This window comes from Streptomyces muensis, assembly GCF_021474425.1.
In the GTDB taxonomy this organism is placed as follows: domain Bacteria; phylum Actinomycetota; class Actinomycetes; order Streptomycetales; family Streptomycetaceae; genus Streptomyces; species Streptomyces muensis.
The window spans coordinates 1-18,666 of the sequence record NZ_JAKEIP010000172.1 but is presented as its reverse complement, the minus strand read 5'-3'; the positions used below and the strand labels follow the sequence as shown (position 1 = coordinate 18,666).

Genomic DNA, 18,666 nt, shown 5'->3' with positions numbered 1-18,666 from the left:
GCCCGCGGCACCCGAGCCGTACCCCGCGCACCCCCGGCCAGCTCGTCGGGCCCCGGCACCCTCATCGACGTATGCGTGTCCCGGTTGGAGTCGGCCGGCTTCGCCCCCGGCACCAACGGCACCGCGCCCCGCCGCCGCACCCGCTCCCCCGCCGGCGCCGCTTCCTCCGCCACCGGAGCCTCGTCCTCCGCGGCCTCCGCGTCCGGCTCGTCCACGTCCAGTGGCGGCATCCCGGCCACCAACGGCAGCAGCTCCCGCAGCCGCGCCCCCAGCTCCGACGCCCGCAGCCGCGAGGCCGGCGCCTTCGCGAGGCACTGGATGATCAGCTGCCACAGCTCGTCGGGGATGCCGGGCAGCGGCGCCACCGACTCCGTGACGTGACGGCGCAGGACGGCACCGGGATGGCCGCCGCCGAACGGCGTGAAGCCCGCCAGCAGCTCGTACAGCACCGTGGCGAGGGCGTAGATGTCGACCGAGGCCCGGGGCGGCAGGCCCTCCACGATCTCCGGCGCCAGGTAGTCCGGCGTACCGATGATCTTCGTGGCACGGGTACGGCGCGGCGAGTCGATGAGCTTCGCCACACCGAAGTCCGTCAGCAGAGCGGGGTGCGCGCCGCCCGGGCCGAGGGGGCCCTGCATGTCCAGCAGGACGTTCTCGGGCTTGACGTCCCGGTGCACGACCCCGGCCGCGTGCGCCGCCGCCAGCCCGTCCGCGACGTCCGCGACGATCGCCACCGCCGCCTCGGGCGCGAGCCGCCGCTCGCGGTCGAGGCGGGTGCGCAGGTCGGTGCCGCGGACCAGGTCCATGACCAGCGCGAGGTCGTTGCCGTCGACCACCAGGTCACGCACGGAGACGACGTTCGGGTGCTCAAGGCCGAGCAGTGCCGTGCGCTCCTGCACGAAGCGTCCGACGAGCTCCTGGTCGGACGCGAGATCCTCGCGCAGCAGTTTGACGGCGACGGGCCCCTCGGGCCCCTCGCCCAGCCACACCGTGCCGGCGCTGCCCCGCCCCAGAATCTGGTTGGCGGTGTACCGGCTGCCGATCTTCCGTGCCAAGGCTGCTCCTACAGACGCGTGTGTCGCTAAAACTACGCGTCCGAAGAGCCAACCTTCACCGTCGAGGCGGAAATCACCCGCCAGATGTCGACAAATAACCAAACCAGCCGATGCCGACCGGGAGATGACCCGGGGTCAGTTGGTGCCCGAGCCTCCGCCCGAACCCCCGCCGAGCTCCCCGATCCACCCGGTCACGGTGCCGAACCAGTCGCTGATCTGCTCCCAGTAGCCCTTGCCCGTGCCGATCCAGTCCTGCAGCGGGCTCAGCTCCCAGATCAGCCAGCCGGCGACGAAGAGGATGATGATCGTGAAGAGGCAGCCCTTGAGGCAGCCGAGCCCGGGGATCCGCATCGGGTTGGCGCTGCGTTGCCGGGGCTGACGCGGTTCGCGCTGCGGCCGCTGCGGCTCCGGCGTGGGCGGCGGGGCGTACCGCTGGGGCTGCTGCGGCTGCTGCTGGGGCTGGCGCGGTGGGGCGTACGGCTGCGGCTGGTGCTGCTGCGGATAGCCGTAGCCCTGCTGCCCGCGGCCCTGCGGAGGGCGCTGCTGCTGGTGTTGCGGCGGCTGCTGCGGGCGGGCGACCTGGCGCTGCGGGCGGCGGCGCAGCGGGTCCTGGTTGGGATCGAGGTACTGGACCTGCGTCTGCTCGTTGCGGTCCCGGGCGGCGCGCAGCTGGTTCTGCCAGGGGTGCGGCTCCTCGGGGCCGGGCTGGCCGGGCTGCTGTCCGGGCGGGCCCGGCGGCATCGACGGCATGACGGCCGTGGGGTCGGCGGCGCCCGCCGGGCCGGGGGCGCCGGTGTGCGGCAGGACGCTGGTCGCGCCGTTCGGGTCGTACGCCCCCGGGGCCGCGCCGTGCTGCAGCACCTGGGTGGGGTCGGCGGAGCCGGGCACGGTGGCCGGGGCGGGGTCGGGGGCGAGCAGGGCCGCGACGCCCTCGGCGGCGGCGATCTGCGCGGAGTTGGCGTGCACGCCGATGCCCTCGGCGACGACGCGCAGGCCGCGGGCGAGGTTCTCGGCGCTGGGCCGTTCCTCGGGGTTCTTGCGCAGGCAGCGTTCTATGACCGTCCAGAGCGGGTCGGGGACCGTGGACGGGCGGCGCGGCTCGGCGCTCAGGTGCTGGTGCAGGACTTCCAGGGCGGAGGCGCCGGCGAACGGCGGACGGCCGGTGACCAGCTCGTAGAGGAGGATTCCGGCGCCGTAGATGTCGACCGCGGAGGTCTGCGGGCGGCCCTCGGCGGACTCGGGCGCGATGTACGCGGGCGTGCCGACGAACTCGTGGGTGCGGGTCAGGCCCGGGGAGTCGGCGAGGCGGGCGATGCCGAAGTCGGTCAGCATCGGGTGCATCTGGCCGCCGTTCTGCTGGAGCAGGACGTTGGCGGGCTTGAGGTCGCGGTGGACGACGCCGTCGGCGTGGCTGGCGGCGAGGGCGTCGGCGATCTGCGCGGTGAGCAGGGCGGCGGCAACCGGGGTGAAGGGGCCGTTCTCGCGCAGGTAGCGGTGCAGGTCGGGGCCGTCGACGAGGTCCATGACCAGGGCCAGCAGCTCACCCTCGACGACCAGGTCACGGACCCGGACGATGTTGGGGTGGGTCAGCCGGAGCAGGACGGAGCGCTCCCGCAGGAACCGCATGACGATGTCGGCGTCGCTGGCGAGCTCCTCCTTGAGGACCTTGATCGCGACGGTCTCGCCGGGCTGGCCCTGCACGGCCGCCTCGGCGCCCGCGGTCTCCCGCTGGCGGGCTCGCCAGACGGTCCCCGTGGCGCCGCGACCGAGCGGCTCCTCGAGGAAGTACTTGCTGCCTACCGGCCGCACGTCGCGCTCCCTGCTGCTTGCCTACGTTCCGACCCACTGTAGTGCCGTGCCCCCGAGCACCGGCCTGTCCTCTTTCTGTGCGTCTTACGTATGGCTTCCCGTACATGTTCGAAGGAAAGACGCTCGACTCAGTCCCGTGGTTGCCGCAAGCGGAAGTGAGCGATCTCAACTGATCGCCGGCGGTGCACTTGTCATGCACTTTTGCGGGCAGAGCCGACCAATCAAGATCACTTGCCTTCGGGCGGGGGGCGCGTTGTCAGTGGCAGGTGCGAGGATGCGTGCAGTGCGTGGAGTACTGGCCGATGTGCTCGTGTGGGGTGGGGGTGGTGAGCGCCCTCGCAGAAGGGACCGCTGACGCCGATGCAGATCCGGCTGACCGTCGTAGACCCGCTGGCCCCGTCCGCCCCGGCGCGAGGACGCGCCGCGAGCTGCGACGTGCTGGTCACGGCGCCCGCGGGTACGGCCCTGGCCGCGGTGGCGTCGGCGCTCGCCTCGGCGGTGTCCGCGGGCGACGGCCCCGTCGTGCTGTACGCGGGCGCGGAGCGGCTCGACGACCGGCGCAGCACCCTCGGCGAGCCCCCGCTGATAGACGGCGCCGTGCTGTCCCTGGGCGCCCCGGCGGCCCCCGAACCCCATCCCGAGCTGGACGACGCCCCGACCCAGCTCCAGGTCGTGGCAGGCCCGGACGCGGGCGGGGTCCATCTGCTGCACGGCGGCGAGATCCGCATCGGCCGCTCCGCCGAGGCCGACGTCCCGCTCGACGACCCGGACGTCTCCCGGCTGCACTGCGCGGTCACGGTCGCCGCCGACGGCCGGGTCTCGGTCGCCGACCTCGGCTCCACCAACGGCACGACACTGGACGGCACCCGCGTGACCACCCGCCCGGTGCGGTTCGCCCCCGGCGCGCTGCTGCGGATCGGTGAGTCGGCGCTGCGGCTGGCCCCGGCCGGAGGCCCGGGGGCGCGGGTGCGGACGGAGCCGGACGGGGAGGGGCACACGCGCGTGCCTGCCGCCGACCAGGCTGCGGACCCGGTGGCCGGCCCGCGTGGCGACGGCCGCCTTGCCGCGCCCTCGGGAGCCGGAGCGCCGGTGCCCCATGCGCGCGTGGCGGACGGCGGCGACTCGACCGCCCGGGACCGCGTTCCGGTCGAGCAGCCCGGCGTGCCGGTGCAGGGCGGGGCGCCGCGGATCGAGCGGGACGGCGGGGCAGGGAGGCCGCTCCCGGGACCGCGCGCGGGCGACACACACGGCGCGGGCTTCGGAGTGGGCGCGCTCGACGGGGTTCACGGGGTCGAAGACGGGACCCGTGAGGACGGAGGCGTCGCAGGCCGCCGCAAGGGCACCCCGCTGCGGGGCACCGACGTGCCACCGGGCGTCCGCAGGCGCGGCGGCCTGACGGCGTGGGCGCGACGGCTGACGGGCGGACGCGCCGAGCAGGGCGCGACGACCGGGCACGAGACGTACGACGACGAGCTGCCGCCCGCCGAGGCGCCCGGGCTCCCCACGGCGACGACCGCCTCCCGATCACCGGAGACCTGGCCGGACCCGGCGTCACTGCTGCTGACTGCTCTGGGCCCCGGCCCCCGGCTGTGGGAGCGCGCACCGGGTCACCCGGAGGCGCTCACGGTGCGGCTCGGCACCGCCGACCGCGCGGCACCCGACGGCTCGGGGCTGCTGCCCGCCGTACCGGTGACCGCCGATCTGCGGGAGGTCGGGTCACTGGGGCTGGCCGGCCCGCGCGAGCGGCTCGCCGGGCTGGCCCGCGCGGTGATCGCCCAGCTCGCCGCACTGCACTCTCCTGACGTACTGGAAACGGTCCTGATCAGCGCGGACCGCTCCCGCCCCCTGGAGGAGCGCACCGCCGAGTGGGCCTGGCTCGGCTGGCTCCCGCATGTCCGGCCCGGGCACGGCCAGGACTGCCGTCTGCTGCTGGCCTACGACCGCGAACAGGCGACGGCCCGCACCGATGAGCTGCTGCGCCGGCTGGAGGACCTGGCGGCCGGGTCCTGGACCGGCATGTGGCCCGCCGGCCCTCCTGGGCGCGGGACGAGGAGTCGGCCGACGGGACGGCGGACGGGTTCGCGGGGCCGTACACCGTGGTCGTCGTGGACGGCGATCCCGGGGGCGCCGATCTGCGGGAGGCGGTGGCGCGGCTGGCCCTGGAGGGCCCTCGCGCCGGCATCCACGTCGTATGCCTCGCCGAGACGGCCGCGGCCTCGCCCGCGTCACCGGTGACGGAGACCTACGAAGCGGCGTGCGCGGCGGCGCCGGCGTTCCGCGAGTGCGGGGCGGTCGCGCTGCTGAGCGGGGATGTGGCGACGGCGTTGCGCTTGGTGCGGGTGGCTCGGGCCGGGGCGGTCCCAGCGCTCGCTCAGACCGGAAGCGGGGCGGAGGTCGACCCGCGCGCGATGGACGCGTCCCGGGCGGGTGCCGCCGACCGGGGTCTTGACGGCCACGCGTCCGCGGCAGCGGCTCACGGCTCGGGAAGGCACGGCTCGGGCGCACAAGGTCCGGTGGGCCACGGCTCGGGCGGCCACGACGCCGCAAGGCAAGGCCCCACAGCTTCCGCCATCCGGGACGCCTCCCGGGCGAGTGCCGCCGAACAGGGCCCTGACGGCCGCGCCTCCACGGATGCTGCTCACCACACGACAGGCCACGGCTCGGGCGCACGCGGTCCGGTCGGCCACGGCTCGGGCGGCCACGACCCCGCAAGGCAGGGCCCCACGGCTTCCACCAAACGGGACGCCTCCAGGGCGGGCGCCGCCGATCGGGGCCTTGACGGCCACGCGTCCGCGGCAGCGGCTCACGGCTCGGGCGCACAAGGCCCGGTCGGCCACGGCACGGGCGGCCACGACGCCGCAAGGCAAGGCACCGGCGACGCCCCCCTCTCGCCCGCTCACGGCCCCGTCGGGCACGGCACCGTCGCCGCGGTGGACGCCGTCTCCTCGGCCTGGGCGGAGCGGTTCGCGCGGGCGCTGGCGCCGCTGCGTACCGACGGGCCAGCCGGGGAGCGGCATGCGCGCGTGTCGGTGCCGTTGCCCCAGGCGGCGCGGCTGCTGGACGAGCTGGGGCTGGCCCGGGCCACCCCGGCGTCGCTGATGGCGCGGTGGGCCGACGCGGCCGATGACCCGGAGGCCCTCGGCGGGCGGGCGTGTGCCGTGCTCGGGGCCGGACCGCGCGGGCCGGTCGGCGTGGACCTCGGGGCCGACGGACCGCATCTGCTGATCGAGGGGCCGCCAGGCAGCGGGCGTACGGAGCTGTTGCGTGCCGTGGTCGCCTCGCTGGCCGCGGCCGAGCGACCGGACCGGCTCGGTGTCGTGCTGATAGACGGCCGGGACGGCGTCGGCGCGGGCGGCGCGCACGGCGACGGGCTGCGGGTCTGTACGGACGTCCCCCATGTCACCACCCACCTCACCGCCAACGACCCCGTCCGCATGCGGGAGTTCGCCCAGGCGCTGAGCGCGGAGCTGAAGCGGCGCGCCGAGCTGCTGGGGCGGTCGGACTTCGCCGAGTGGCACACGGGGCGCGCGCTGTCGGGCCGGGTGGTCGCGCAGCGCGCGGCGAGCGGTGGCGGGGGCGGTGACTTCACGGGGGATCTGGACTCGCCGCCCAGTTCGACGATCCGGCTGCGGCCGGGGGCGGCCCGCAGACAGGCCGAGGCGGAGGCTGTACCACCGCTGCCCCGGCTCGTCGTGGTCGTGGACGACCTGGACGCGCTGGTCTCGCCCGCGCTGGGGTCGACCGGCCGGCCCGCCGCGGGTTCGGTGATACGCGCGCTGGAGGCCGTGGCCCGGGAGGGTGAGCGGCTCGGGGTGCATCTGGTGGCCGCCGCGGGCGTCGGGGGCCGTACGGCGGAGTCGGAGCCGGCCCGCCGGGCGACCCTGCGGGTGACGCTGGACGCGGTGACGGCGGGCCCGGACGAACCGGCGCCGGGGCGCGGACGGCTGACCCGGGCGGACGGCAGAGCGGTGCCGTTCCAGGGCGGCCGGGTCACGGGGCGTATCCCGCGGACGGCGACGCTGCGGCCCACGGTCGTGCCGCTGGAGTGGCACCGCATGGGCGACCCGCCGGCCCGCCGCCCGGTGCGCGAGCTGGGCAACGGCCCGACGGACCTGGCCCTGCTGGCCAGCGCGCTGGAGCGGGCGGCCCGGGAGGTTTCCGCAGCCGAAGTGCCCTCGCTTCTGTAGCGCCGGTCAGCGATATTCAGCCCGTCTGGGGGTCCCCCTCTGGGGGAGATTGAGGACGAGGCCGTTCAGGCCGATAGCGGGGGTCTGGGGGCGGCAGCCTCCAGCGACGTTCACACCCACGCTGGGTGCCTGGTCACGACGCGGTCACGATCCCCCGGTTGACAGCGGACGCGGTCTTGCCGACCCCAAACCCAAGGCGTAGACCAGATCGCACGGGACAGCGCTCGAACGTTCGACGAGGCACGAAGAACGGGGCAGTCATGCGCAGCACGAGCAGCAGGAACCGGACAAGCAGGACGGCACGGGCCGCGGCGGCCGTACTCGCGGGCGCCCTCACGGTCTCGCTCACCGCATGCGGTGGCGACGACGACAACGGCGGCGGCAACGAGCAGGGCGGAACCGGTCAGGAGACCGGCAGCACCGTCACCCTTCCCAAGCTGGACGGCGAGTCCCTGGAGGTCGCCGCCGTCTGGACCGGTGCCGAACAGGCCAACTTCAAGCAGGTCCTCGCGGAGTTCGAGAAGCGCACGGGCGCCAAGGTGACCTTCGTGCCCGCACAGGACCCGATCATCAACTTCCTGGGCTCCAAGGTCGCGGGCGGCCAGCCACCGGACGTCGCGATGCTTCCGCAGCCCGGCGCGATCAAGCAGGCCGTCGACAAGAAGTGGGCCAAGCCGCTGGGCGCCGACGCGGTCAATGAGCTCCAGGAGAACTACTCGCAGGGCTGGCAGGACATCGGCAAGGTCGACGACAAGCAGTACGGCGTCTACTACAAGGCCGCCAACAAGTCCCTGATCTGGTACAACAACGCGGTCTTCGAGAACGCGGGGGCCAAGGAGCCCAAGACGTGGGACGAGCTGCTCACCACCGCCCAGACCGTCTACGACTCCGGTGTCACGCCGTTCTCGGTCGGCGGCGCCGAGGGCTGGACCCTCACCGACTGGTTCGAGAACGTCTATCTCTCCCAGGCCGGTCCGGAGAAGTACGACCAGCTGGCCAGGCACGAGATCAAGTGGACCGACCCGTCCGTGAAGGACGCGCTGACCACGCTCGCCCAGGTGTGGGGCAAGAAGGACTATGTGGCGGGCGGCGCGACCGGCGCGCTCCAGACGGACTTCCCGGCCTCCGTCACCCAGACCTTCACCGGCGGCGACCAGCCGAAGGCCGCCATGGTCTACGAGGGCGACTTCGCGCAGGTCAACATCACGCAGGCCAAGGCCGAGGTGGGCACGGACGCGAAGGTGTTCCCGTTCCCGACCGTCGGTGACACCGCGCCCGTCGTCTCCGGCGGCGACGCGGCCGTGATCCTCAAGGACTCCAAGGCGGCGCAGGCCCTGGCCACCTGGCTCGCCTCCCCGGACGCGGCGACGATCCAGGCGAAGCTCGGCGGCTACCTCTCGCCGAACAAGAACGTCGACAACTCGGCGTACCCGAACGACGTCCAGCGGAAGATCGCCAAGGCGCTCATCGACTCCGGTGACGACTTCCGCTTCGACATGTCCGACCAGGCCCCGCAGGCCTTCGGCGGTACGCCCGGCAAGGGCGAGTGGAAGGCGTTGCAGGACTTCCTGAAGAACCCGTCGGACATCGCGGGCACGCAGGAGAAGCTGGAAGCCGACGCGGCCGCGGCGTACGGAAACTGACGCGATGGCGTCGGCTCAAGCGGCAGGGGGCGGCGCGCCTCCTGCCGCACCCAAGTCGCGCAGGAGCGTGACCGGCACGCGCAGGGCCGTGGCGGCGCTGTTCCTGCTGCCCGCCCTCGTGCTGCTCGGCGCGCTCGTGGTCTACCCGATCGGGTACTCGGTCTTCCGCAGCTTCTACGACCAGTCCGGCGACGGCTTCGCCGGCTTCGACAACTACCAGGCGCTCTTCACGGACGACGGCATCCGCACGGCGCTGAAGAACAACGTCATCTGGGTGGTGTTCGCCCCGACCGTCGCCACCGCGCTCGGTCTGATCTTCGCGGTGCTGACCGAACGGGTGCGCTGGGGCACGGCGTTCAAGCTGGTCGTCTTCATGCCGATGGCGATCTCGATGCTGGCGGCGGGCATCATCTTCCGGCTGGTCTACGACCAGGACCCGGACAAGGGCGTCGCGAACGCGGTGTGGGTGGGCGTCCACGACACCTTCGCGCAGGCGTCGGCGTTCCCGAAGGCCCACCCGGGCCGGGAGTCGCCGCTCGAAGCGGCGCCGGGCGGCGGTTTCATCACCAAGGCCACCGTCAGCGCCGGCACCCCGGTCTCCCTGCCCCTGGTCGGCGTCGCCCCGGACCAGATGCCGGACGACGCGCAGAGGGCCGTACAGGCGAAGGCCGATCCGTCCGAGATCACCGGCACCACCTGGCAGGACTTCACCCGCGGCAAGGGCGTGGGCACGCTCGGCGGGGTCGACGCCTCGGAGCTGGGCTATGCCGGGATGAAGATCGAGGCCGTCAAGGACGGCAAGGTGGTCGCCGCCACGAACGCGGCCGACGACGGTACGTTCACGCTGCCGGCCGCCGCCGAGGGAGCCCAACTGCGGCTGCCGCCGGACAACTTCAAGGAGCCGTACAACGGCGTGGACTGGCTCGGCCCGTCCCTCGTCACGCCGTCCATCATCGCCTCGTACATCTGGATGTGGGCCGGTTTCGCGATGGTGCTGATCGCGGCCGGGCTCGCGGGCATCCCGCGCGATCTGCTGGAGGCGGCCCGCGTCGACGGCGCGAACGAGTGGCAGGTGTTCCGCAGGGTCACCGTGCCGCTGCTGGCGCCCGTCCTCGCGGTCGTCACCGTCACCCTGATGATCAACGTCCTGAAGGTCTTCGACCTGGTCTTCATCATCGCCCCCGGCTCCTCCCAGGACGACGCGAACGTCCTCGCCCTGGAGCTGTACCGCAAGGGCTTCTCCGAGGACCAGCCGGGCATCGCCAGCGCCATCGCGGTGTTCCTGCTGCTGCTGGTGATCCCGGTCATGTGGTTCAACATCCGTAGGCTGCGACGGGAGGTGCGGCGATGAGTAAGGAGTCCCTCGGCTCCCGGCTGGCCTCCTTCGTCAGCGGTGGTCTGGTGCGGGTGTTCCTCATCGTCGTCGGGCTGTTCTGGCTGGTGCCGACGATCGGGCTGCTGCTGTCGTCGCTGCGGCCGCCGGAGGAGATGACGGTGAGCGGCTGGTGGGAGGTCTTCAGCAAGCCCTCCGAGCTCACCTTCGAGAGTTACGACAAGCTGCTGGGCAACAGCGACATCACCGACTCGATCCTCAACACCGTGCTGATCACCGTCCCGGCGACGGTCCTGGTCGTCGTCATCGGCTCGCTCGCGGGCTACGCGTTCGCGTGGATGGAGTTCCCGGGCCGCGACTGGTGGTTCCTGGCCGTGGTCGGTCTGCTGGTCGTGCCGGTGCAGGTGGCGCTGATCCCGATCGCCGAACTGTTCGGCAACATCGGCATCTTCGGCTCGCTGATCGGCGTGATCCTCTTCCACGTCGGCTTCGGGCTGCCGTTCGCGGTGTTCCTGCTGCGGAACTTCTTCGCGGAGATCCCACGGGAGCTGCTGGAGGCGGCCCGGCTGGACGGCGCCGGTGAACTGCGGTTGTTCTTCCGTGTCGTGATGCCGCTCGGCGGTCCGGCCATCGCCGCGCTCGGCATCTTCCAGTTCCTGTGGGTGTGGAACGACATGCTGGTCGCGCTGATCTTCACGGACGCCGACAGCCAGCCGATCACGGTCGCGTTGCAGACCCAGGTAAGGCAGTTCGGCAACAACATCGACATTCTGGCGCCCGGCGCGTTCATCTCCATGGTGATCCCGCTGGTCGTGTTCTTCGCGTTCCAGCGGCAGTTCGTGTCCGGTGTGATGGCGGGCGCAGTCAAGTAGCGGCAGGCACAGCACACTTGAGGGGGCGGCCCGTCATCGGTCCGCCCTCTTTCGTCCTTCCATGATCCCCCGTATGCCGTACCCCGCCGTAACCAAGTCACTCCATTGGCCGTTGCCGGGCAAGGCGCTGTCGCCGCCTACCGTCCCGGTCGACCAAGTGGATGTCCCTTGCCCAGGTTCAGTGTCATCGTCCCCGCGTACAAGGTGCAGGCGTACCTGCACGAGTGCCTGGAATCCGTGCTCTCCCAGTCGTACCCCGATCTCGAACTCATCGCGGTCGACGACTGCTCGCCGGACGTGTGCGGCGCGATCATCGACGAGTTCGCGGCCCGTGACCAGCGCGTACGTCCCGTGCACCTCACCGAGAACCAGGGCCTCGGGCCGGCGCGCAACGCCGGTGTCGCGGCGGCCACCGGCGACTACCTGATCTTCCTGGACAGCGACGACACCCTCACCCCCGACGCCCTGCACGCCATCGCCGACCGGCTGAAGGAGACCGGTGAGCCGGACGTCCTGGTCTACGACTACGCGCGCACCTTCTGGACCGGCGAGACGATCCGCAACCAGGTCGCGGCCCTGCTCTGCGAGGAGGGCCCGGCGCCGTTCCGGCTGGCGGACCGGCCGGGGCTGCTGCGGCTGCTGATGGTGGCCTGGAACAAGGCGTACCGCCGGGAGTTCGTCGAGGAGGAGGGCTTCGCCTTCCCGCCCGGCTACTACGAGGACACGCCCTGGACGTACCCGGTCCTGATGACGGCGGAGTCGATCGCGACCCTGGACCGGGTGTGCGTGCACTACCGGCAGCGGCGCCGGGGCGCCATCCTCGGCACGGTCAGCCCACGGCACTTCGACATCTTCGAGCAGTACGAGCGGGTCTTCGCGTACGTCGACCAGAACCCCGAACTCGCCCGCTGGCGGCCGATGTTGTTCCGTCGGATGGTCGACCACCTGGTGGTGGTGTTCGCCCGGCGCGACCGTCTCCCGCGCCGCAGCCGCGCCGCGTTCCTGCGCAAGGCCCGTACCCACTACCGCCGTTACCGCTCCCCCGGCGTCCCCGTACCTCCCCGCGCCCGCGTCCACCACACCCTGATCCGGCTGGGCCTGCACCGCACCTACCGTGCCCTGCAACTGACGTTCGCCCTGGCCCGGCGTACCGCCAAGGTCGCGGACCGGCTGCTGAAGGGCCTGCGTTCGGCCGCGCTGCGGCTGCACTACCGCATCCAGCGCGGCCTGCCCGTGCGCGCCGACCGTGCCGTGTTCGCCGCCCACGGCGTCCGTGGTCACGGCTGTCACCCGGGCGCCCTGGAGCAGGCGTTCCGCACCCACGCGCCGCACATCCGCACGGCCTGGGTCACCGAGGCCGAGCAGGACGACTCCGTCCCGTCCGGCACCCGCCGGCTGCGCCCCGGTTCGGCCGCCTACTGGACGGCCCTCGCCCGCTCCAAGTACCTCGTCCACAACGCCGGTTTCGACCGCCGTCTGGTCAAGCGCCCCGGCCAGGTCTTCGTGCAGACCCAGCGGGGCACCCCGCTCAAGCACAAGGGCCTGGACCTGCGGGAACGCCCGGCCGCCGCGGACGACCTGGACGTCGACGAACTCCTCGACAACATCGACAAATGGGACTACGTGGTCTCCGCCAACCGCCACTCCACCCTGACCTGGGAACGCGTCCACCCGGGTACGTACCAGACGCTCGAATACGGCAGCCCACGCAACGACGTCTTCCAGCAGGCCACGTCGGCGGATGTGACCCGGATCCGTGAGCGGCTCGGCATCCCCGAGGGCTCGGTCGTGATCCTCTACGCCCCCACCCACCGCGACTACCGCCGCACCCAGCGCACCACCCTCGACCTGGCCCGCGTCCTGCGCCGCCTGGGCCCCCGCTATGTCGTGCTGGCCCGCGCCCACCACCGTCACGGCGGCCCGCTCACCGAGGCCACCGAGCCCGGCCGGATCATCGACGTCAGCGACCATCCGAGCGTCGAGTCGCTGTGCCTCGCCTCGGACGCCCTGGTCACCGACTACTCGTCCCTGATGTTCGACTACGCCAACCTCGACCGGCCGATCGTCATCCACGCCGACGACGCCGAGGCGTACGAGGCGGCCCGTGGGACCTACTTCGATCTGCGGTCCTTCCCGCCGGGGGCGGTGGCGCGCAGCGAGGACGAGCTGATCGACATCTTCGCCACCGGGCACTGGCGGGGGTCGCGTTCCGTGCAGTTGCGGTCGGCGTTCCGGGAGCGGTTCTGTCCGCACGACGACGGGCGGGCCGCCGAGCGGGTCGTTCGGCGGGTGGTGCTGGGTGAGAGCGGCTTGCCGCCGGTCGTGCCGCTTGGCCGGCGTCACCCTGTGCCGTCGCCTGCCGGGCGCTCCGCGGAGGGTGCCGCGACAGGTTGTCTGGCGTCTGCTGCGCCGTCGTGGCTGGTCGCGCCCGCGCGGCGGAGCCGCATGTCAGAACACAGCCCCGCGCCCCTTGAGGGGGATGCTGTCCCGCTCCTTGAGACGAAAGCCGATCCGGGCCGCTGAAAAGCCCAGCCGCCGGAAGACCGACAGAAAGAGCAGTATGCCCCGCTTCAGCATCATCGTTCCGTCTCATGGGGTCGCCGGGCGGCTGTTCCTGGCGCTGGACTCGGTGCTCGGCCAGTCCTTCGGTGACTTCGAGCTGATCCCGGTCTGTGACGCGCCGGGCTCCCCGGCGGCGGACGTGGTCGCCGGGTACGCCGAGCGGGACTGCAGGGTGGCGCCCGTGCACGCGCCGGCGACGGCCGGTCTGGCGGGGGCGCGCAACACGGGGATGCGGGCGGCGCTGGGCGACTGGGTGCTGTTCCTGGACGGCGACGACGTACTGGTGCCGGGCGCGCTGGCGGCGCTGGACGCCCGGCTGCGCGAGACCGGTGACGTGGACGTCCTGTACTTCGAGCACGAGCGGACGCCGTGGTGGACGGGCGAGCCGACCAATCCGGCCGCGCTGCTGCTGGCGCGGGCACCGGGCGGGGTCTTCGCGCCGCGCGACGCGACCGGGCTGACGGGCGTCCAGCTCCCGGCGTGGAGTGCGGCCTACCGGCGGGTCTTCCTCCTGGACCAGGAACTCGCCTTCCCTGACGGGCACTTCACCGATGTCGGCTTCGGCGGTCTGGTCGTGTTGTGCGCCGAGCGCCTGGCGGTGCTGCGGCAGGTCGTCGTACGGCATCTGCTGCGGCGGCAGGGCAGCCGGCTGAACCTTCCGGGGGAGCACCACTTCGAGCTGCTGGACCAGGTCGAGCTGGTGCTCGCGCGGGCGGCCGAGCAGGGGCTGTCGGAGAAGCGGCGCGGGCCGTTGTTCGAGCAGCTCTTCGCCGCCGTACTGAAGACGGCGGCCCATCCGCGACGGCTGCCGCGCGGGCGCCGAGCCTTCTTCCGGCGGGCGAGCGGGCTCCACCGGCGGCATCGGCCCGTCGGGTTCCGTGTGCCGGGCGGGAGCGTGGGGGTCCAGCACCGGCTGCTGGCGCGCGGGGCGTACGCGGCGTTCCGGGCGCTGCGCGGTGCCAACCAGGCCGCGGTGAAGGTCGCTTCGTCCGTGCCACGGCCGCGCGGGCTGCGCACCCGGCTGCGCTACCGCCTGCAGCTGCGCCGCCGCCTGGATCAGAACCTCGCCGTGTACTGCGCGTACTGGGGACGCGGCTACACCTGCAACCCCGCCGCGATCCACGCCAAGGCGCGGGAGCTCGCCCCGCATCTGCGCTCGGTGTTCCTGGTCGAGGCGGACGCGGTGGACAGCGTGCCGGGCGACGTGGAGTACGCGGTCATCGGCAGCCGGACGTACTGGGACGTGCTCGCCCGCGCCAAGTACCTGATCAACAACGCCAACTTCGCGGACGCCGTGGTCAAGCGCAGGGGCAGTGTGCATCTGTCGACGCAGCACGGCACCCCGCTGAAGAAGATGGGCGCCGACCAGGCGACGTATCCCGTGGTGGCGGCGGCGACCGGCAGCTTCGCCAGGCTGCTGGCCCGCGTCGACCGCTGGGACTACAACCTGACCTCCAACCGGCACTCGACCCAGATGTGGGAGAGCGCCTATCCCGCCGCGCACGAGACCCTCGAGTACGGCTATCCGCGCAACGACGCCTACTACACGTCGACCGCCGCCGACGTCGCCCGCGTCCGCCGCGAACTCGGCGTCCCCGAGGGCAAGAAGGCCCTGCTCTACGCGCCGACGCACCGCGACCACGCCACCGGCTTCGAGACGAGCCTGGACCTCGACGCGTTGTGCGAGGAGATCGGCGACGAGTTCGTGGTGCTGCTGCGCGCCCACTACTTCTACGACCGGGGCGGCGCGCGCGGCACCGGCCGGGTCATCGACGTCACCGGGCACCGCTCGTCCGAGGACGTGTGTCTGGCCGCCGACGCGCTGATCACCGACTACTCCTCGATCATGTTCGACTACGCCAACCTGGACCGGCCGATCGTGGTGTACGCGGACGACTGGGAGGTCTACCGGGAGGTGCGGGGCGTCTACTTCGACCTGATGGAGGCGCCGCCGGGGCGGGTGGCCAGGACGCCGGGGGAGCTGGCGGCGGTGTTCCGCGACGGCTCGTGGGCGGACGCGGAGGCGAGGGCCCTGCGGGCCGCGTTCCGGGAGCGGTTCTGCCAGTTCGACGACGGACAGGCCGCCGAGCGGGTCGTGCGCCGGGTGCTGCTGGGCGAGCCGCCCGAGGCGGTCCCGCCGGTGATCCCGCTCGCCGAGCGCGTCCCCGCCCCCGCCGCGACGACCCTCGTAAGGAACTGAGGTACCGACGTGCCCCGCTTCAGCGTCATCGTCCCCGTCTTCAAGGTGCAGGGCTTTCTGCGGGAGTGCCTGGACTCGGTGCTCGGGCAGTCGTACACCGACTTCGAGGTGATCGCGGTCGACGACCGCTCCCCCGACAGCTGCCCGGCCATCCTGGACGGCTACGCCGAGCGCGACGCACGCGTGCGCGTGCTGCACCTGCCGGAGAACGTCGGCCTCGGCCGGGCCCGCAACGCCGGTCTGGAGGAGGCGAGCGGCGACTACGTCCTGTTCCTCGACAGCGACGACTGCTACACGCCGGGTCTGCTGGCCGCCGTGGCCGCGCGGCTGGAGGCGGGCGACGACCCGGACATCCTGGTCTTCGACCACGTACGTACGCACTGGTGGGGGCGCGGCGGCCGCAGTACGGCGGCGGACCTGCTGGCCGCGGCCGGCACGGGCACCTTCGACGTCCGCGAGAACCCGGAGTATCTGCATCTGTTCCTGGTCGCCTGGAACAAGGCGTACCGGCGGGACTTCTTCCTGAAGCACGAGCTGCGCTACGCGCCGGGCCTGTACGAGGACGCGCCCGTCACCTACCGCTCGATGGTGCTGGCCGACCGGATCGCCTGTCTGGAGCGGATCGGGGTGGAGTACCGGCAGCGGCGGCAGGGGGCGATCACCAAGACGCCGGGGCGGCGGCACTTCGACATCTTCCCGCAGTACGAGGGCCTGTTCGCGTTCCTCGAAGCGCGCCCGGACCTGGAGTGGGCGCGTCCGCTGCTGTTCGAACGGGCCCTGGACCACATGCTGTTCGTGCTCGCGCGCGAGGACCGAGTGCGGCCGGCCGACCGGCCGGACTTCTACCGCGAGATCCGCTCCTTCCACGCCCGTCACGTCCCGGAGGGCTTCACCCCGCCCGACGGTTGGCGCGGCAGGGAGATGCGGCTCCTGGCGACGGCGCCCTACGCCTCGTACGCCATGGCACGCGGACTGCGCGAGGTGCGCCGGGTGGCCGGGGCCGGGAAGCGGCGGGTGACACGGGCGGCGTCGCAGCGGGCCCAACGGGCCTGGTACGCCGCTCAGTCGAGGCTGCCGCTCGACCCCCACCTGGCGGTGTACTCGGCGTTCTCGCATCGCGGGGTGCTGGGTGACCCGGCGGCGGTCCACGCCAAGACCCGGGAGATCGCCCCGCACATCAGGGGCGTGTGGGTGGTGCAGGAGGACGCCGTGGAGGCGCTGCCGCCCGGCACGGACTACGTGACTCCGGGCTCGCGGCGCTACCACGAGGTCATGGCGCGGGCCACGTACTGGGTGAACAACGTCAACTGGCCCGGCACCCTGGCCAAGCGCTCCGGCAGCGTCCACGTCCAGACCCATCAGGGCACCCCGCTCAAGTACATGGCGGCCGACCTGCTGACCAAGCCCGGCGCCCGGCACGGCTTCGACGTGCCGAAGATGCTGTGGCGGGCCGACCGCTGGGACTACAGCCTGGTGGCCAACCGGCACTCGGAGCTGGTGTGGGAGCGGGCGTACCCGTGTCACTTCACCTCGCTCAGGACGGGCAGTCCGCGCAACGACGTGCTGGTCAACGCGGGTCCGCAGGCCGGTGCGGCCGCCCGTGAGCGGCTCGGCGTCCCTCCCGGGCACACCGTCGTGCTGTACGCGCCGACCCGCCGCGAGTACCGCAGGGGCGGGCATGTCGACCGGATCGACCTGGCCCGGTTCGCCCGGGACCTGGGCTCGGGGCACACGCTCGTGGTCCGTCTGCATCCGTCGCTGGCGCAGGGCACGGCGCGCGGGATGGGCTTGGCTGATCTGCACCGGCGGGGCGTGCTGATCGACGCGACGGACGAGCCGCACGTCGAGGACGTGATGCTCGCCGCCGACGTCCTGGTCACCGACTACTCCGCCCTGATGTTCGACTACGCCAATCTGGACCGGCCGATCGTGATCCACGCCGACGACTGGGGGGCGTACACGGCGAGCCGGGGCGCCTACTTCGACATCACGGCGGACGCGCCGGGTCATGTGTCGCGCTCGTACCGGGAGTTGGCGTGGCTGTTCGCGTCCGGGACGTGGCAGGACGGGGAGTCGGCGCGGTTGCGTGCCGGGTTCCGGGAGCGGTTCTGCGAGTTCGACGACGGGTTGGCCGCCGAGCGGGTCGTACGGACGTTGATGCTGGGTGAGCGGATGACGGAGCGGCCGGGCGAGGTGGAGCCCGGCGGGGTGGAGCGGGTCCCGGCTCCGGCCGCACCGGGGGCTCGACCGCTGCCTCACTCGATGAGGTGATGTGAGGCGAAGCCGTTGCCCCGGCCCGCCCGGCCGGGAACATACGGCAAATGCCGCAAACCCACACAGACTCCACGACCAGAACCGCGGGCACCTCCGTCGGTGTCCTCGTCCGGAGAACCGTGCGCGGCGCGAGTGCCCTGCGCGGCGGCCGCAGTTGGCGTCCGACGCCGTACCAGGTCTTCGGCTTCGCCTTCTTCCTGGTGATGTCGCTGGCGTACTGGGCCGTGCCGTTGTGCTGCGACGCCGGCCAGCACGCGGCGGTCGTGGAACGCCTCAAGGCCGGTCTGCTCCACCCGCGCCACCCGATGGCGGACCTGCCGGGCGCGGGCAGTCCCTACTACTCGCCGTACGCGGTCGCGCAGGGCGTGTTCGCCCGGCTGACCGGGCTGGGCGGCTGGGAGGTGGTGCGGCTGGCCGGTGCGCTGAACCTGCTCGTGCTGCTGACCGGCCTCGGCCGTCTGGTGCGGGTTCTGACGCCGAGGCCGTGGGCGCCGGTGCTCGCGCTGGGGGCGATGACGCTGCTGTGGGGGACCGAGCGGGCCTGGTGGAGCGGCTATCTGAACCTGATGTCGATGACCGGCAACCTCGGCTACCCGTCGGCCTTCGCCATCGGGCTGACCTTCTGGGCGTGGGCGCTGACGGGGGCGCGGGCGCGCGTGCCGACCCGGCGGGGGGCGGGGCACCGCCGCCCGGGGCGGGGCCGCCGGGCCGCCCCACCGCCCCGCCCCCTA

At 72.9% G+C, this 18,666-nt stretch carries 8 protein-coding genes and 2 pseudogenes; 8 read left to right on the top strand and 2 right to left on the bottom strand.

Annotation, left to right across the window (positions count from 1 at the left end; all coding sequences use genetic code 11):
* Positions 1-1,055: serine/threonine-protein kinase (locus L0P92_RS30465; RefSeq protein WP_234766267.1), on the bottom strand; the 1,055-nt coding region annotated here is incomplete at its 3' end.
* 135 nt (positions 1,056-1,190) lie between these two features.
* On the bottom strand, positions 1,191-2,864 hold the full coding sequence (locus L0P92_RS30460; RefSeq protein ID WP_234766266.1) for a serine/threonine-protein kinase: 1,674 nt from the start codon (positions 2,862-2,864) through the stop codon (positions 1,191-1,193).
* Positions 2,865-3,224: 360 nt separating this feature from the next.
* Here L0P92_RS30460 and L0P92_RS30455 point away from each other — a divergent pair.
* The 8 genes and pseudogenes from L0P92_RS30455 to L0P92_RS30420 form a co-directional block, all read left to right on the top strand.
* Positions 3,225-7,051: pseudogene (locus L0P92_RS30455) on the top strand (FHA domain-containing protein).
* 260 nt (positions 7,052-7,311) lie between these two features.
* On the top strand, positions 7,312-8,694 hold the full coding sequence (locus L0P92_RS30450; RefSeq protein WP_234766265.1) for an ABC transporter substrate-binding protein: 1,383 nt from the start codon (positions 7,312-7,314) through the stop codon (positions 8,692-8,694).
* A gap of 67 nt (positions 8,695-8,761) precedes the next feature.
* Complete coding sequence (locus L0P92_RS30445) at positions 8,762-10,045, top strand: carbohydrate ABC transporter permease (RefSeq protein WP_234766264.1); 1,284 nt, start codon at positions 8,762-8,764, stop codon at positions 10,043-10,045.
* Positions 10,042-10,899 (top strand): carbohydrate ABC transporter permease, encoded by an 858-nt coding sequence (locus L0P92_RS30440; protein ID WP_234766263.1) that lies wholly within the window; start codon positions 10,042-10,044, stop codon positions 10,897-10,899. Before L0P92_RS30445 ends, L0P92_RS30440 begins: the two co-directional genes overlap by 4 nt.
* A 168-nt stretch (positions 10,900-11,067) precedes the next feature.
* Positions 11,068-13,422: a bifunctional glycosyltransferase/CDP-glycerol:glycerophosphate glycerophosphotransferase gene (locus L0P92_RS30435; RefSeq protein ID WP_234766262.1), complete on the top strand. Its 2,355-nt coding sequence runs from the start codon at positions 11,068-11,070 to the stop codon at positions 13,420-13,422.
* Positions 13,423-13,459: 37 nt separating this feature from the next.
* Complete coding sequence (locus tag L0P92_RS30430; RefSeq protein ID WP_234766261.1) at positions 13,460-15,661, top strand: bifunctional glycosyltransferase/CDP-glycerol:glycerophosphate glycerophosphotransferase; 2,202 nt, start codon at positions 13,460-13,462, stop codon at positions 15,659-15,661.
* A 9-nt stretch (positions 15,662-15,670) separates the two neighbouring features.
* Positions 15,671-17,932, top strand: coding sequence for a bifunctional glycosyltransferase/CDP-glycerol:glycerophosphate glycerophosphotransferase (locus L0P92_RS30425; RefSeq protein WP_234766260.1), 2,262 nt, complete (start codon positions 15,671-15,673; stop codon positions 17,930-17,932).
* A gap of 50 nt (positions 17,933-17,982) precedes the next feature.
* Positions 17,983-18,666: pseudogene (locus tag L0P92_RS30420) on the top strand (hypothetical protein); the annotation flags it as partial.

Coding starts and splice junctions, on each gene's coding strand:
- L0P92_RS30440 (WP_234766263.1), top strand. CDS start 10,042: ATGAGTAAGGAGTCCCTCGGCTCCCGGCTGGCCTCCTTCGTCAGCGGT.
- L0P92_RS30430 (WP_234766261.1), top strand. CDS start 13,460: ATGCCCCGCTTCAGCATCATCGTTCCGTCTCATGGGGTCGCCGGGCGG.
- L0P92_RS30450 (WP_234766265.1), top strand. CDS start 7,312: ATGCGCAGCACGAGCAGCAGGAACCGGACAAGCAGGACGGCACGGGCC.